At 67.8% G+C, this 14,881-nt stretch carries 14 protein-coding genes; 5 read left to right on the forward strand and 9 right to left on the reverse strand.

The genetic code is table 11. From position 1 onward, the window contains the following. Positions 1-131: 131 nt before the first annotated feature. Both QTI45_RS22735 and QTI45_RS22740 read right to left on the reverse strand, forming a co-directional pair. Positions 132-1,055: an MBL fold metallo-hydrolase gene (locus QTI45_RS22735; protein ID WP_286370174.1), complete on the reverse strand. Its 924-nt coding sequence runs from the start codon at positions 1,053-1,055 to the stop codon at positions 132-134. Then, positions 1,052-2,743, reverse strand: coding sequence for an AMP-binding protein (locus QTI45_RS22740; RefSeq protein WP_286370173.1), 1,692 nt, complete (start codon positions 2,741-2,743; stop codon positions 1,052-1,054). Before QTI45_RS22740 ends, QTI45_RS22735 begins: the two co-directional genes overlap by 4 nt. Positions 2,744-2,849: 106 nt before the next feature. On the opposite strand from QTI45_RS22740, the gene QTI45_RS22745 reads away from it, so the two are divergent. Continuing rightward, the gene (locus tag QTI45_RS22745) at positions 2,850-3,734 is read left to right on the forward strand and encodes a lipase family alpha/beta hydrolase (RefSeq protein ID WP_286370172.1); all 885 of its coding nucleotides are present in this window, start codon (positions 2,850-2,852) and stop codon (positions 3,732-3,734) included. Between the two features lie 20 nt (positions 3,735-3,754). Here the strand turns inward: QTI45_RS22745 and QTI45_RS22750 are convergent, their stop codons facing one another. Together QTI45_RS22750 and hppD are read right to left on the reverse strand one after the other, a co-directional pair. Continuing rightward, a complete protein-coding gene (locus tag QTI45_RS22750; protein WP_286655997.1) occupies positions 3,755-4,555 on the reverse strand; it encodes a transporter substrate-binding domain-containing protein in 801 nt (266 codons plus the stop codon). Positions 4,556-4,581: 26 nt separating this feature from the next. After that, the gene (gene hppD / locus QTI45_RS22755) at positions 4,582-5,709 is read right to left on the reverse strand and encodes a 4-hydroxyphenylpyruvate dioxygenase (protein WP_286655998.1); all 1,128 of its coding nucleotides are present in this window, start codon (positions 5,707-5,709) and stop codon (positions 4,582-4,584) included. Between the two features lie 141 nt (positions 5,710-5,850). Here hppD and QTI45_RS22760 point away from each other — a divergent pair, with 141 nt between their 5' ends. From QTI45_RS22760 to lnt, 4 genes are all read left to right on the forward strand, one after another. Next, the gene (locus QTI45_RS22760; protein WP_286370169.1) at positions 5,851-6,324 is read left to right on the forward strand and encodes an Lrp/AsnC family transcriptional regulator; all 474 of its coding nucleotides are present in this window, start codon (positions 5,851-5,853) and stop codon (positions 6,322-6,324) included. A gap of 108 nt (positions 6,325-6,432) precedes the next feature. Beyond that, the gene (locus QTI45_RS22765) at positions 6,433-7,158 is read left to right on the forward strand and encodes a GNAT family N-acetyltransferase (protein ID WP_286370168.1); all 726 of its coding nucleotides are present in this window, start codon (positions 6,433-6,435) and stop codon (positions 7,156-7,158) included. A gap of 137 nt (positions 7,159-7,295) precedes the next feature. Continuing rightward, positions 7,296-8,174 carry a CorC family transporter gene (locus QTI45_RS22770; protein WP_286370167.1) on the forward strand — a complete coding sequence of 293 codons (879 nt, stop codon included), beginning with the start codon at positions 7,296-7,298 and terminating at the stop codon, positions 8,172-8,174. Then, positions 8,171-9,739 carry an apolipoprotein N-acyltransferase gene (gene lnt, locus QTI45_RS22775; protein WP_286370166.1) on the forward strand — a complete coding sequence of 523 codons (1,569 nt, stop codon included), beginning with the start codon at positions 8,171-8,173 and terminating at the stop codon, positions 9,737-9,739. The genes QTI45_RS22770 and lnt overlap by 4 nt, the downstream gene beginning before the upstream one ends. Here lnt and QTI45_RS22780 read toward each other — a convergent pair. Genes QTI45_RS22780 through QTI45_RS22800 form a run of 5 tightly spaced genes read right to left on the reverse strand, consistent with a single transcriptional unit; the run spans position 9,736 to position 14,858 of the window. Beyond that, the gene (locus QTI45_RS22780) at positions 9,736-11,094 is read right to left on the reverse strand and encodes an FAD-binding oxidoreductase (protein WP_286370165.1); all 1,359 of its coding nucleotides are present in this window, start codon (positions 11,092-11,094) and stop codon (positions 9,736-9,738) included. The two genes, lnt and QTI45_RS22780, sit on opposite strands and share 4 nt — an antisense overlap. 5 nt (positions 11,095-11,099) lie before the next feature. Then, complete coding sequence (locus tag QTI45_RS22785; protein WP_444813142.1) at positions 11,100-12,008, reverse strand: ABC transporter permease; 909 nt, start codon at positions 12,006-12,008, stop codon at positions 11,100-11,102. A gap of 58 nt (positions 12,009-12,066) precedes the next feature. Next, positions 12,067-12,903 (reverse strand): ABC transporter ATP-binding protein, encoded by an 837-nt coding sequence (locus QTI45_RS22790; RefSeq protein WP_286370163.1) that lies wholly within the window; start codon positions 12,901-12,903, stop codon positions 12,067-12,069. Between the two features lie 38 nt (positions 12,904-12,941). Continuing rightward, a complete protein-coding gene (locus QTI45_RS22795; protein WP_286370162.1) occupies positions 12,942-13,931 on the reverse strand; it encodes an ABC transporter substrate-binding protein in 990 nt (329 codons plus the stop codon). Positions 13,932-13,991: 60 nt separating this feature from the next. Continuing rightward, entirely contained in the window at positions 13,992-14,858 is an 867-nt protein-coding gene (locus QTI45_RS22800) for a creatininase family protein (RefSeq protein ID WP_286370161.1), read from the reverse strand. Positions 14,859-14,881: the final 23 nt, after the last annotated feature.

Genomic DNA, 14,881 nt, shown 5'->3' on the forward strand with positions numbered 1-14,881 from the left:
CTCAGCGCCGATGATAGTGCGGGTTCCCGTGTGAAAGTAGGTCATCGTCAGGCTCTTACAGCCCAAACCGCCCAGCCCCTCAAAAGGCTGGGCGTTTTGCTTTGGGGGACCCGATTCAGCGATCGCGAATTTCAGCGATTGTGGATATGCGTGCCGTCGATTGCCGCGGCTCCGACGCCCACCAGTTCCTGCAGGATCTCCCCGGCCAATGCGTCGACAGATGCGCCTTCGAAGAAGCGGGCCTGGATGGTCGCGAAATAGGGCGTTCGCGCGAGCCATGCGCTCCAATCGGCCAGCCGAATGGTCTGCAATTCGAGCAGCTTGAACTTCAGCAGCACCTTCAGCGCATGGCGTGCATGCTTGGCTGGATCGCGCTGAAAGCCCTCGAGCCGGCTTCGGGCCTTGCGCAGTGCGGCGGGGGCGTCATGGAAGACGCTTCCATGCCCCGGAATGACATGAAGCGGTGCAAGCGCGTCGATCAGATCCAGCGTTCCGGCAACTTCGTCGAACGAAGGCTCGCCCAGCAGTTCGGGAAAGACGACACCGAAGCCGTTTTCCCATAGCGCATCCGCAGACACCAGCGTCCGGGAGTCGGGCTCGAACAGGATGATCGAATGCGGATCGTGGCCCTTCGCGGCATGGATCTCCCAGCGCAGATCGCCGAGCCGGACCTCGTGGCCCGGCTGCAGCAGGCCGTCGACACGGAAGCGGTCGCAGAGCTGGCCGGTGGCGCGATAACTCAAGGCTTCTTCGTCCCAGGTCCTGACCGCCTCGGCCTCGCCAGGCGGGATGAGGCAGCACAGCGCCGGGTAGCGCTGCTGCAGCGCGGCGTTGCCGCCGCAATGGTCGCTGTGCAGATGCGTGTTGAGCAGCAGATCGAGCGGCCGTCCGTCCAGTGCCCCTTCGATCAGCGCCACGGTTTGCGGGGCGTGGGTCAGGTAGCCGGTATCGATCACCGCCGTCTGGTCGCTGCCCTTGAACAGCACGTTGTTGGCCGAAAGCCAACCGCGCTCGAAGACCTGCAGCTGCGCCGGGAGTCCGTCGGGAGGCGTCAAGCGTTGGCACTCGTTCGCAGTTCGCGCCGCAGGATCTTGCCGACGTTGGTCTTGGGCAGCGCATCCCTGAACTCGATCTGCTTGGGCCGCTTGTAGCCGGTGAGCTGGTCGTGGCAATAGCGCAGCACCGCCTCTTCGGTGAGCGCCGGGTCCTTGCGGACGACGAAGACCTTGATCGCCTCGCCCTGCTTCTCGTCGGCCACGCCGACAGCGGCGCACTCCACGACGCCAGGGCACAGAGAAATCACGTTCTCGAGCTCGTTCGGATAGACGTTGAAGCCGCTGACGATGATCATGTCCTTCTTGCGATCGACGATCCGGCTGTAGCCGTCTTCCTGCATCACAGCGACATCGCCGGTGCGCATGAAGCCGTCGGCGGTGAAGGCGGCCGCGGTCTCGGCCGGCTGGTTGTAGTAGCCGATCATGACGTTGGGGCCCTTGATGCAGAGCTCGCCGGCTTCACCGGCGGGCAGCGAGCGTCCCTCGTCGTCCTTGATCGCGATCTCGATGCCCGGCAGGGGCAGGCCGATGTTGCCGCTGTAGGCGGTGTTGGTGACCGGGTTGTTGGTGCCGATGGCGCAGGTCTCGCTCATGCCCCAACCTTCGATCATCGGGCAGCCCGTGACCTCGAACCAGCGCTTCGCGGTGCCCTCGGAGGCCGCCATGCCGCCGGCCTGCGAGACGAACAGTTTCGAGAAGTCCAGGGACTTGAACTCCGGATGGACCAGCATCGCGTTGAACAGCGTGTTGACTGCGGGGAACATGTGGAACGGACGCTTCTTGAGCACCGCGATGAACTTGTCGATGTCGCGCGGATTGGGGATCAGCGTCAGGTGCGAGCCCTGTCGGATGGCCAGCAGGCACAGCGTCAGCGCGAAGATGTGATAGAGCGGCAGCGCGGCGATGCTGTTGACCTTGGACAGGTCTCCCGCCCGCGCCAGCGCCGGCGTGAACCAGGCCTCGGCCTGCAGCGTGGCGGCGACGATGTTGCGATGCGTGAGCACCGCGCCCTTCGACAGCCCGGTGGTGCCGCCGGTGTACTGCAGGAAGGCGATCGAGTCGAGCGTGCTCGGGTCGGCCGCCAGGCTGCGGCCGCGGCCGGCCGCGAGCGCCTGGGCAAACGGCGTGACGGTTCGACCTTCGGTGAGCGCGATCTTGTAGGGCGGCACCATCTTGGCCAGATGGCGCACAGCGAACGTGATCCAGGCCCCGTACATGCCGCCCAGCAGGTCGCCCATCGAGGTGACGCACACATGCTTGATGGCCGTGTGCTCGATCACCTGCTCCAGCGTGGTCGCGAAGTTCTCGAGGATGACGATGGCCGTCGCGCCCGAGTCCTTGAGCTGGTGCTCGAGTTCGCGCGCCGTGTAGAGCGGGTTGACGTTGACGCAGGTGTAGCCGGCGCGCAGCACGCCGCAGATCGTGACCGCGAACTGGGGAATGTTGGGCAGCATGACCGCGACGCGCGCGCCGGGCTCGAGCCCCAGGGACTGGAGCCAGGCACCCATCGCCTTGGACAGCGTGTCGAGCTCGCCATAGGACATCCACTGTTCCATGCAGACCGAGAAGGGGCGCTCGGCATAACGCGCGAACGATTCGTCGAACAGCTGGCCGAGCGAGCGGTACTGTTCGGGGTGGACTTCGTGCGGCACGCCGGCCGGGTAACTCTGAAGCACAGATGACTGCATGCGATCTCCTTTGGCGCGGATTGTCGGAGCGACCTGCGTGCCGCCGCCAGCGGGCTTGTCCTAGTGTGCGCTCCGCCCGGTGCGAGGCGCGTGAGATAGTCGACACATGGTTGCACGTGTTCAGCGCTGGTTGGTCTTCGGATGGTTGCTCGTCGCCGTGGCGTGGACGGCCTGGTGGGGCAGTCGCTCGCCCGCGATCGCGATCGCCGGCCTGCTGGTGCTGACCTGCTCCCATGCCGCCTTCCTGGCGCTCGAATTCGTGCTGTGCTTTCGCGTCGGCGCGAGCGACCCCTTGCCGCGCGCCAGCGCCTGGCAGTGCTTCAAGGCCTGGCTGGCCGAGAGCGCGGTGGCGCCGCGCGTGTTCTGCTGGCATCAGCCTTTTCGCTGGCACGCGCAGCCCGACCACCTGCCGAATGCGCCGCGCCGCGGCGTGGTGCTGATCCACGGCTTCGTCTGCAATCGCGCGTTCTGGAACCCGTGGCTGCGCGAACTGCGCGCCGCCGACCGTGCCTTCGTGGCGGTCGATCTCGAGCCCGTGTTCGGCTCGATCGATCGCTACGTGCAGACCATCGAGGCCGCCATCGTCCGGGTGACCGAAGCCACCGGTCAGCCGCCGCTGCTGATCTGCCACAGCATGGGCGGGCTCGCGGCCCGGGCCTGGCTGCGCGATGCCGATGGCGCGCGCGTGCATCGCATCGTGACCCTCGGAACGCCGCACCGCGGCACCTGGCTGGCGCGCTTCGGCCGGACGGCGAATGGCCGCCAGATGCGCATGGGCGGCGAGTGGCTCCAGCGCATCGACGGCGAAAGCGACAGCGTGCGGCAGGTGCCCTTCACCTGCTGGTACTCGAACAGCGACAACATCGTCTTCCCGACCTCGGTGGCGACCTTGCCGGGGGCCGACAACCGGCTCGCCGACGGGCGCGGCCACGTGGAGATGGCCTTCGACGACCCGATCAGGCGCGAGGTGCTGGCACTGCTCGAAGACTGACCGAGCGCGCAGGCGGCCGGCTACTTGAGCCAGCGGTCCATCACGCGCTGGAATTCGCCGCTGGCCAGCGACAGGTGCAGCCACTGGTCGACGTAGGCCTTGAAGGCCACGTCGTCGCGCGGCAGCAGCCAGGCCATCTCGCCGTACTGCAGCGGCTTGTCGGGGTTGATCGCGCAGAGGCCCGGCTTGAGCTTCTGCTGAGTGATGGCCTCGGCCGATTCGGTCACGAAGACATCGGCGCGGTTGGCCAGGAGCTCGTCAAAGATCGTGACGTTCTCGCCATGCAGCGTGAGCTTGGCCTGCTTGAAGTTGGCGCGGGCGAAGCGCTCGTTGCTGCCGCCCGGATTGAAGATCACGCGCACCTCGGGCTTGTCGATCTGGGCCACCGTCTGGTATTTGGCGACGTCGGCGCAGCGCGCGATCGGGGTCTTGCCGTTGACCATGTAGGCGGTGCTGAAGAAGGCCACCTTCTGGCGGTCGGTCGATACCGAGATGCCGCCGACCGCCATGTCGCATTTCCCGGCCCGCAGGTCGGGCAGCAGATTGGCCCAGGTGGTCTTGACCCATTCGGGCTTGACGCTGAGGCTGGCGGTGAAGCCCGCCATGAGATCGACGTCGATCCCTTCGTAGCTGGCGTCGGGCTTCTGGAAGCTGAAGGGCTTGTAGTCGCCCGGCGTGCAGATGCGCAGCACGCCGGCCTTCTGGACGGCATCCAGGCGGGACGTCGCGGCCCCCTGGGGCGGCGCCATCGCGCAGCCTCCGAGCGTCATCGCCGCGACGGCGATCCAGAGCAAGGAACGAAGCGGGGGCGTCGGGCGCATGGAGGCTCCAGAGTGAAACGGAGCGCCTATTGTGCGGCGGCAAGCACCCCGCGGCGGATCTGGTCGAGCTCGATGCTCTCGAACAGCGCCTTGAAGTTGCCTTCGCCGAAACCATCGTCGCCCTTGCGCTGAATGAACTCGAAGAAGATCGGCCCCAGCTGGTTCTCGCTGAAGATCTGCAGCAGCAGCGCGCCCTTCTTGCCGTCGACCAGGATCTTGCGCTTCTTGAGCTCGGCCACGTTCTCGCCGTGGCCCGGGATGCGCTTGTCGACCAGCTCGTAGTAGGTGTCGATGGTGTCGAGCAGCTTCACGCCCGAGGCACGCAATGCGTCGACCGTGTGGAAGAGCTCGCGCGAGCCCATCGCGATGTGCTGGATGCCCTCGCCGTGGTAGTTGTCGAGGTACTCCTGGATCTGGCCGGCCTTCTCGTTGCCTTCCTCGTTGATCGGGATGCGGATCTTGCCGCAGGGACTGGTCATGGCCTTGCTCTTGACGCCGGTGACCTGGCCCTCGATGTCGAAGTAGCGGATCTCGCGGAAGTTGAACAGGCGCTCGTAGAAGTCGGCCCATTCCTTGAGGCGGCCGCGGTGCACGTTGTGCGTGAGGTGGTCGATGTAGGTGAGGCCATGGCCTTCGGGCGCCAGCGCCTCGGCCGCCGACAGGCCCGGCAGCGCCTCGAAGTCGACGTCGTAGAAGCCGATGTTGCCGATGTCGCCGGGCGCCGCGCCGTTCTTGCCGCGCCAGCGGTCGACGAAGTAGATCAGGCTGTCGCCGATGCCCTTGGTGGCCGGGATGTTGAGTTCTCCCGGGCCCGCGCCCGGCGCGAAGCCCCAGGCACCCAGGCCGATCGCGCGCTCGTAGGCCGCCTTGGCATCCTGCACGCGGAAGGCGATCGCGCAGATGCTCGGGCCATGCTGGCGGGCGAAGCGCTGGGCGAAGGAGTCGGGCTCCGAATTGATGATGAAGTTGATCGTGCCCTGGCGGTAAAGCAGCACGTTCTTGTGGCGATGCCGCGCGATCGGGCGGAAGCCCATCTGCTCGAAGACCTTGCCCATCGCGGCCGGATCGGGCGCGGCGTACTCGATGAATTCGAAGCCATCGGTGCCCATCGGGTTCTCCCAGGGCGTGAAGGCGGCGGTGTCGGTGGTGCTCATGGTTGGATCTCCGTGGGATTCAGTGTGCGGCCGCGTCCGGGCGGCGTCCGTATGGAACTGTAAAAGCGCAGGAACTCATGATTTCGGCGTTTTTGGGCATGAGGTCGCCATGCGATGCAGGAAAACTGCAAAATGTCGTTCATGGATGCACTTGACAAGATCGATCGGCAAATTCTGCGCACGCTTCAGTCGGATGGGCGGGCCACCTACGACGAACTCGCCGAGCAGGTGAGCCTGTCGCCGAGCGCGGTGCTGCGGCGGGTCAAGCGGCTGGAGGAAAGCCGGGTCATCGACCGCTATGTGGCCCTCGTCAAGCCTGAGGCGGTGGGCCTGGGGCTCACCGCCTATCTCAACGTGCGGCTCGAGAAACTGACCGAGAGCCACAAGCGAAATCCGATGGACTTGTTCCGGGCCAGCGTGCAGACTTGGCCCGAGGTGGTCGAATGCGTGGCGCTGACGGGCGAGATGGACTACCTGCTGCGCGTGGTGGTGGCCGACATGGCGCACTACAGCCGTTTCATCATGAACACGCTGCTGAAGCACCCGAGCGTCCAGGATTGCAAGACCAGCTTCGTGCTCGACCGGGTCAAGGCGACGACGGCCGTGCCCCTGTAACAACGTGCGTCGGCTGCCGATAAGGCAGGAGCGGAATTTCGTCACTGAATCGTCCGGGAGCAGACCCCGTGCGCTTGAAGGTTTAGGGAAAACCCTTATATTCCATGCATGCTTACCGCCAAGGCCCTCTTTCTAGCCTCTCTCGGCGTCGGCTCGTTCCTGAAGGCGCCGATGGTTGAGGCGCAGCCGCGCGCCGCCGCGCCGCACCCCGTCATGGTGCCGATCCGTTCGATCGGCCCGCGCGAGCGCGAGCGCATCGCCCAGCACCTGCTGGCGCTGCCGCAGCACGACCGCTATCTGCGTTTCGGCTACGCCGCCTCCGATGAACAAGTCCAGCGCTACGTCGACGGCCTCGATTTCGAGCGCGACGAGCTGTTCGGCATCTACAACCGCCGCCTCGAATTGATCGCGATGGCCCACCTGGCCTTCGCGCCGGCCGACCAGCAGCAGGACTGCGCGGAATTCGGCGTCTCGGTCGCGGTACATGCGCGCGGACGCGGTTACGGCGCGCGCCTCTTCGAGCGCGCGGTGGTGGTCGCCCGCAACGAAGGCGTGGGCATGCTGTTCATCCATGCCTTGAGCGAAAACGCCGCGATGCTGAAGATCGCGCGCAATGCCGGCGCGACCGTGGTGCGCAGCGGCTCCGAGTCCGAGGCCCATCTCGAATTGCCCGCCGCCACCTTCGACAGCCGCATGAGCGAGATCGCGCTGCAGCACTTCGCGCAGGTCGACTACCAGCTCAAGACGCGCGCCAAGCAGTTCTGGTCCTTCCTGGGCGAGCTGCAGGAAATCCGCAGCGGCGTACGCGCCGCGCGCGACAAATCCGCGGCTTGAAACAGAACTCCCCCGAAGCGCCTGCGGCGCCGGGCGATACCAGCGGCCCGGCAAAGCCGGTTCCGCGGTATCCCTGGCATTCGGCTGTGCCAGTGGGGGTGGGTTATCCTTGCGTTTCCCAAACTCCGCCTCCCGCAGTGGCCGACCCTCACCCTGATCGCGCGCCCGTCGAACGCGAAGACAAGCGCAGCTTTCTCCAGAAGCTCGCCGAATTCATCCACCCCGGGCCCGATTCCCGCGACGAACTGATCGAAACGCTCGCCGATGCCGAGGACAACGATGTCATCGGCGCCGAATCGCGAGTGATGCTCGAAGGCGTCTTGCGCATGGCCGACATGACCGCGGGCGAGGTGATGGTGGCCGCGCCGCGGATGGACCTGGTCAACATCGACGCGCCCTACGACGCGCTGCTGCACCTGGTGATCGACACCGCCCACTCGCGCTTCCCGGTCTACGAGGGCGAGAAGGAAAACATCATCGGCATCCTGCTCGCGAAGGACCTGCTCAAGCTGCAGCGCGCGCCGGGCCTCAACATCCGCGCGCTGCTGCGTCCGCCGACCTTCGTGCCCGAGAGCAAGGGCCTCAACGACCTGCTGCGCGAGTTCCGCGGCAACCGCAACCACCTGGCGGTGGTGATCGACGAGTTCGGCCGCGTGGCCGGCCTGATCACCATCGAGGACGTGCTCGAGCAGATCGTCGGCGAAATCGAGGACGAGTTCGACATCCCCGAGGACGAGGGCGACATCTTCGGCCTCGCCGACCATACCTACCGCGTGGCCGGCGACACGCCGATCGAGCGCGTCGCCGAAGCCTTCGGCATCACCTTCGACGACGAGGCGCTGAGCGAGGAGTTCGACACCATCGGCGGCCTGATCGCGCACAAGATGGGCCACGTGCCCAAGCGCGGCGAGCACTTCGGGCTCGGTGCCTTCGACTTCGTGGTGCTGCACACCAAGGGCGGCGCGGTGCGCTGGTTCAAGGTCTCGCCGGCGCGCGGCGACGACGCTTCCGATTGAAAACGCTGGCGCGGGCGCTGGGCTTCGGGCTCGCGGGGCTGGCCCAGGCGGCGTCGATCGCCGCCCCCTGGGACGGACGGCCGCAGTGGTGGCTGCAGTTGCTGTCGCTCGCCGCGCTGGTGTGGCTGCTCGACGCGCTGCGCCCCGCCGGCGCCGCAGCCGACGCTTCGCCCAGGCCCTGGCGCGCCGCGGGCCTGCTCGGCTGGGTCTTCGCCACGGCCTGGCTCTGCGGCACCTTCTGGTGGCTGTTCATCTCGATGCACACCTACGGCGGACTGGCGGCCCCGCTGGCCGCGCTGGCGGTGTTCGCGCTGGCTGCGGCGCTGTCGCTCTACTACGCGGCCGCCTGCGCGCTGTACGCGGCGTTCGCGCCGTCGAATCCCTTGCGCTCGGCGGCCTTCTTCGCCGCGCTGTGGACCCTGGCCGAACTGCTGCGCGGCAGCTGGTTCACGGGCTTTCCGTGGGGTGCGGGCGGCTATGCGCACGTCGATGGGCCGCTTGCGGTCTATGCGCCGTGGATCGGCGTCTACGGCATCGGCGCCGTGGCTGCCGCCATCGCGACCCTGGTGCCGCTGGCCTTCCGCCATGCGCGCGGGCGCGCCTTCGCGCTGCCGGTCGGGCTGGCGCTGGTCCTGTTCTGCGTGCCGGCATTGATCGCGCTGGCGCGCGGCCTGCCGGCCGACGATGCGGCGCGGTCGCGAGGGCGCATCGCGGTCGAGCTGCTGCAAGGCAACATCCCGCAGGACGAGAAGTTCATTCCGGGCGGCGGCATCGCGACCGCGCTGCAGTGGTACGGCGAGAAGCTGCGCGATGCCGACGCGCCGCTGGTGATCACGCCCGAGACCGCCTTGCCGCTGCTGCCCTCGCAACTGCCTCCCGGCTATCTCGATGCGATCGCCGCGCGCTACGCGAGCGGCAAGCAGGCGGCGATCGTCGGCCTGCCGATGGGCGACGGCCGTTCCTACAGCAATGCAGTGCTCGGTTTCCGGCCCGGCGAGCCGGCGCCCTACCGCTACGAGAAGCATCACCTGGTGCCTTTCGGCGAGTTCATCCCGGGCCTGTTCCGCTGGTTCACCGACATGATGAACATCCCGCTCGGCGATTTCCGCAGCGGCGGACTGGCGCAGCCGCCGTTCCTGTGGCTCGGCCAGAGGATCGCGCCGAACATCTGCTACGAGGATCTGTTCGGCGACGAGATCGGCGCCAACTTCCGCAGCGAGGAGTCGGCGCCCACGGTGCTGCTCAACGTCAGCAACATCGCGTGGTTCGGCGACTCGATCGCGATCGACCAGCATCTGGCGATCTCGCGCATGCGGGCGCTGGAGTTCCAGCGCCCGATGGTGCGCGCCACCAACACCGGCGCCACGGTGGTGATCGACCATCGCGGCCGCGTGACGCACGAACTGCCGCGGCTCACGCGCGGCGTGCTGAAGGCCGAGGTCGAAGGCCGGGGCGGACGCACGCCCTACGCCGTGTGGGTGTCGCACCTCGGGCTCTGGCCGCTGTGGGGATTGGCCTTGGCCGTCGTTGCGGCGACCCTGGCGCTGCGCCGGCGTCCAGGCTAGGGCTTCACCGGCCAGTCGCGCAGCTTGCCCGGGTTCAGCAGTCCGCGCGGATCGAAGCGCGTCTTCATCTCGACGATCTCGGGCGGCAGCGCGCCGCCGGCCTTGCCGTCCTCGACGATGAAGACATGCGGGTTGTTGATGCGCACGCCACGCTCGCGGTGCATGCGGATGATCTCGTCGAGTCGCTCCTCGGTGGTGAAGCGCACCAGCTGCAAGGCGCTGCAGGTGAGGAGGCCGTCGAGATTGCGCAGGAACTCGACGTGCATCAGCACCTCGCCGGCGAAGAGTTGCTCCATCTCGGTGATCTGGGCCACATGCCGGCCCGGCACGAAGCTGCTCTGCAGATAGGTCAGCGACTTGTCGACCTTGAGCGCATGCAGCGTCGTGTGGTTCCAGGTGAACTCCATCAGCGTGCGGTTGCTCTTCTTCACTTCCTCGGCGGTCTTGCGGTAGGTCATGCGGCCGCCGTGCGCCTCGGCGAGCGCGCGCATCGGGTCTTCGGAGGATTCCGCCACCAGCGAGAGCACCGCGTGGCAGCCCTGAGGCAGATGCTCGGCGAGCTGCGCCAGGTGGTCCGGCACCGGACTGGCGAAGAAGGCCACTTCGCGCTTCACGATGCCGGGCGCATGCGCCAGTGCGTCGGCGAAGGCCAGCGCCGGGGCGAAGGCGTCGAAGACCACCAGGCTTTCGAGCCACGGATGGGCCGGCGCCAGCGCCACCTCGAGTTCGAGCACCAGCCCGTTGGTGCCCCACAGGTGGTGCATGCGCATCGCCTCGGCGCCGCGCAGTTCGACGATCTGCGGCTCGGGCTCGATGGTCATCGCGCGCAGGCCGAGCACGTTGCCCGGGGCCCCGAGCGGGCCGTAGTTGATCGAGCCGACGCCGCCGAAGCCGCCGCCGAACAGGCCGCCGAGCGTCGCGCTGCGGTAGGTCGACGGAATGCAGCGCAGCTCCTGGCCGGAAGGGCGCGTGTGTTTCTCGAGTTCGCCGAGCCGGATGCCGGCCTGCGCCCGCGCGACGCCGGGACGCACCCATTGCAGCGCGTTGTAGCCGGTCATGTCGAGCACCACGCCGCCGGCCAGCGGCGTGGTCTGGCCGTAGTTGCCGGTGCCGCTGCCGCGGATCGTGATCGGCACGCCGAGCCGGGCGCAGGCGCCGACCAGCGCGCGGATCTCGTCCTCGGTGCGCGGCCGCACGACGGCGTCGGCGCGCTTGTCCTTCAGCTGCCGGTCGAGCACCGGGCTGAACCAGGCGAAGTCCTGCGACAGCCGTGCGATGCGGCTCGGGTCGGTGATCCAGTCGAGTTCGGGCAGTTCGAGGTGCAGGCGCTCGATCGAGGTCATGGGTGCATTCATCGGAATCAGTCTTGGGAGAGTTCGCTCGCGTGCCAGGAGCCGAGCGCGAGCTTGGTGAGCCAGGCCATCAGCACGAACAGCGCGACGCCGGTCAGCGAGATCAGCAGCAGCGCCGCGAACATGCGCGGGATGTTGAGCTGGAAGCCGGCCTGCAGGATCTGGTAGGCCAGCCCGGCGCCCGAGCCGCCGGTGCCGGCGACGAACTCGGCCACCACGGCGCCGATCAGCGCCAGGCCGCTGGAGATGCGCAGGCCGCCGAAGAAGTAGGGCAGGGCGCTCGGGATGCGCAGGCGCACCAGTTGCTGCCAGCGGGTCGCGCGGTTGAGCTTGAAGTAGCTCTGCAGGTCGGGCTCGATGCTGCGCAGGCCCAGCGTGGTGTTGCTGATGATCGGGAACAGCGCGACCAGCGCCGCGCAGACCACCATCGCGGCGGTCGGGTTCTTGACCCAGATGATGATCAGCGGCGCGACCGCGACGATCGGCGTCACCTGAAGCAGCACCGCGTACGGGAACAGCGCGGTCTCGATCAGCTTGCTCTGCACGAACAGGAAGGAGATCAGCACGCCGGCGACGGTGGCGGCCACGAAGGACAGCACCGTGATCTTGAGCGTGACCAGCAGGGCCATGCCGAGCGGCACCCAGTCGGTGACCAGCGTCTGCATCATCAGGTACGGCGAGGGCACCAGGTAGGGCGGCAGCTCCAGCGCCGTGACCAGGCCCTGCCAGAGCGCGATCAGCACCACGCCGACCAGCAGCGGGTAGATCACGCGCTGGACGCGCGGCTGCTGCAGCAGCGGCGTGCGGGCCGGCTGCTTCTTCGGTGTCGGCTGCGGCGCGGGGCGTGGCCTGGCTGGCGTTGCGGAGGGGGTCATCGTGGTCGTTCCCGCGGCGGTTGTCGGTGCCAGTGCGCTCATGGAGAAACCTCCGTGCTGCGCACTGCGGTGCGAGCGCCTTCGGGCGGCCGGGCGGCGCTCATGCTTGAACCTCGTCATGCGCGCTGCTGGCGCGCAGCAGGCTGTCCTGCAGCGTCTTCGCATAGCGGCTGAACTGCGGCGACACCATGAAGTCGGCGCTGCGCGGATAGGGCTCGTCGATGCGGAACTGCTCGACCACGCGGCCCGGGCGCGCGGCCATCATGACGACGCGGCTCGACAGGAACACCGCCTCGTGGATCGAGTGGGTCACGAAGATGACCGTGAGCTTCTTCTTGCGCCAGAGGTCGAGCAGTTCGGCGTCGAGCTTGTGGCGCGTGATCTCGTCGAGCGCGCCGAAGGGCTCGTCCATCAGCAGCAGGTCGGGCTGCGTCACCAGGCCGCGCGCGATCGACACCCGCATCTGCATGCCGCCCGACAGGGCGCGCGGCAGGGCCGAAGCGAACTTGTCGAGGCCGACCAGTTCGAGCGCCTCGGCGACGCGCTCCTCGGCCTCCTTGCGCGGCACGCCGGCGAGGTCCAGCGGCAGCCGCACGTTGGTGCGCACGCTGGCCCAGGGCATCAGCGTCGGCGACTGGAACACGAAGGCCATGCGGCGGCCGCTCTCGTCGATCTGCGCCACCGGCTTGCGCCAGACCAGCAGGCGGCCGTCGGTCGGCTCGAGCATGCCCGCGACCATCTTGAGCAAGGTGCTCTTGCCGCAGCCCGAAGGCCCGAGCAAGGTGACGAATTCGCCTTCGGCGATGCTCAGGTCGACCGGCAGCAGCGCCTGGGTGCCGTTCGGATAGGTCTTCTCGGCGGACAGGACCTCGACCGCCGGGACGGTGAAGCGCGGCTGCGGCGGCAGCGTGTAGGAGGCGGATTCGGTGTCGTTCATGCGGAGCCTTTCGAGAGGGCGCCGAAGCGCCCGGTGTGTCAGGGCAGGACCTTGGCGTCCTTCACGAAGTCGGTCGTGTAGGTCTTGGCGATCTCGACCTTGGTGGGGTCGAGCAGCTTGGCCGAGACCAGGAAGTCGTAGCTGGCCTTGGCGCGCGCGTCGGTGATGACGCCGATGCCCTGGGTGGCCGCGTCGCCGCCGGTGACCATGCCCATCTCCTTCAGCTTGGCGACGCTGTAGGCGAGCTGGTCGTCGGTCATGTTGGGGTTGTCCTTCTTGATCAGCGCGTTGGCGGGCGCCGGATCGTTGAGGTAGCTCTTCCAGCCCTCGGCCGAGGCCTTGACGAAGGCCGCCACCTGCTTGCTGCGCTCCTTGACGGTCTTGTCCATGCACGAGACCGTGGTCGCGTAGGCCGGGAAGCCGTGATCGCTGAACATCAGCACGGTGCTCTTCACGCCGGCCTTCTGGATCGCGTAGGGCTCCGAGGTCAGGTAGCCCTGCTGCGCGGTGTTCTTGTCGGCGACGAAGGGCTGGATGTTGAAGGTGTAGGGGCGCGTCTGCTCGTCGGTGAGCCCGAACCTGGCCTTCAGCCAGGGCCAGTAGCCGCGGTTGGCCTGGGCGCCGATCAGGATCGTCTTGCCCTTGAGGTCCTCGAACTTCTTGACGTCGTCATGCGCGATCAGCACCTGCGGGTCCTTCTGGAAGAAGGCCGCCACGTTGACCACCGGCACGCCGCCTTCGCGCACCTGCATCATCTGGATGTCGCTCGAGCCCATGATGCAGTCGGCCTGGCCGGCGGCCATCATCTGCGTGATGTTGACCTGCGGGCCGCCCATCTTGATCGTGACGTCGAGGCCGTGCTTCTTGTAGATGCCCTGGGCGACCGCCTGGTAGAAGCCGCCGTGCTCGGCCTGCGCGTACCAGTTGGTCATGTAGGTGAACTTGTCCTGGGCCTGGGCCGGCGCGGCGACGGCCAGCGCGAGGGCCGCGGCCAGGGGGGCGAGACGAAGGGCGTGGGGAAGGCGCATGGTGAGGACCTCTCTGAGGGGTTGGAAGCGAAACGGGAACGGATGCAAGGAGCGGGCCTCTCAGGCGCCGGCTCCGGCGGACGACTGGATGAAGCCCTGCTCGTGGCCGCGGCCCCAGGTGGGCTCCTCGCGCACCACCCAGCGCAGCGCGTGCAGCTCGGTCAGCGCCTGCACCCAGCTGGCGGAGAGCGTGTCGAGGATCTCCTCGCCCTGCTCGCGGGTGGCGCTGGTCGGGTCGCCGATGACGCCGCTGGGGCCGAAGTCGCGTGCGGTCCATGCGCAGGCCGGACGGCCGTCGGGCGACAGCAGCTTGATCGGGAAGGGCGGCGGGAAATTGGCGGCGGCGCGTTCCATGTGCACCGTGTCGGGCGCCAGCGCGAGCATCAGCGCGGTCTCCGAATGGCCGGCGTGCATCGACAGGCGCTTCTCCTGGTCGCTGATCTGCCTGCTCGAGGCGTTCGGCAGCCGCGACACGCCGTGCGGCACGACCACGAAGTCGCCATGCCGCAGGCGCAGCTCGCGCGCCGCCATCTCGAGCACCTGCGGCTGGCCGCCGTGGCCGTTGGCGAACAGCAGCTTGCGAAAGCCCGAGCGGTAGACCGACTCGCCGATCTCGATCACGGTCGCGAGCAGCGTGGTGCCGGTGAGCGTCATCGTGCCGGGGAAGTGCAGGTGCTCCTCCGACTTGCCGTAGGTGATGGTCGGCAGCGCGAAGGCCCGAACCTCGGCCGGCAGGCGTTCGAGCGCCTTGCCCATCACGCCCGAGGCGATCACGCTGTCGACCGAGCAGGGCAGGTGCGGGCCGTGCTGCTCGATCGCGCCGCAGGGCAGCACGATGACCGTGTTCTCGCGGTCCGGCAGTGCGTCGATCTCGGTCCAGCTCAGGTAGGGCAGGAAGCGGTGGGGCGGGATGTAGCCGTGGAGCATGGGAGTCCTGTAGCGGGAAGGGT

The sequence above is a fragment of the Variovorax saccharolyticus genome (assembly GCF_030316765.1).
Lineage (GTDB): Bacteria > Pseudomonadota > Gammaproteobacteria > Burkholderiales > Burkholderiaceae_C > Variovorax > Variovorax saccharolyticus.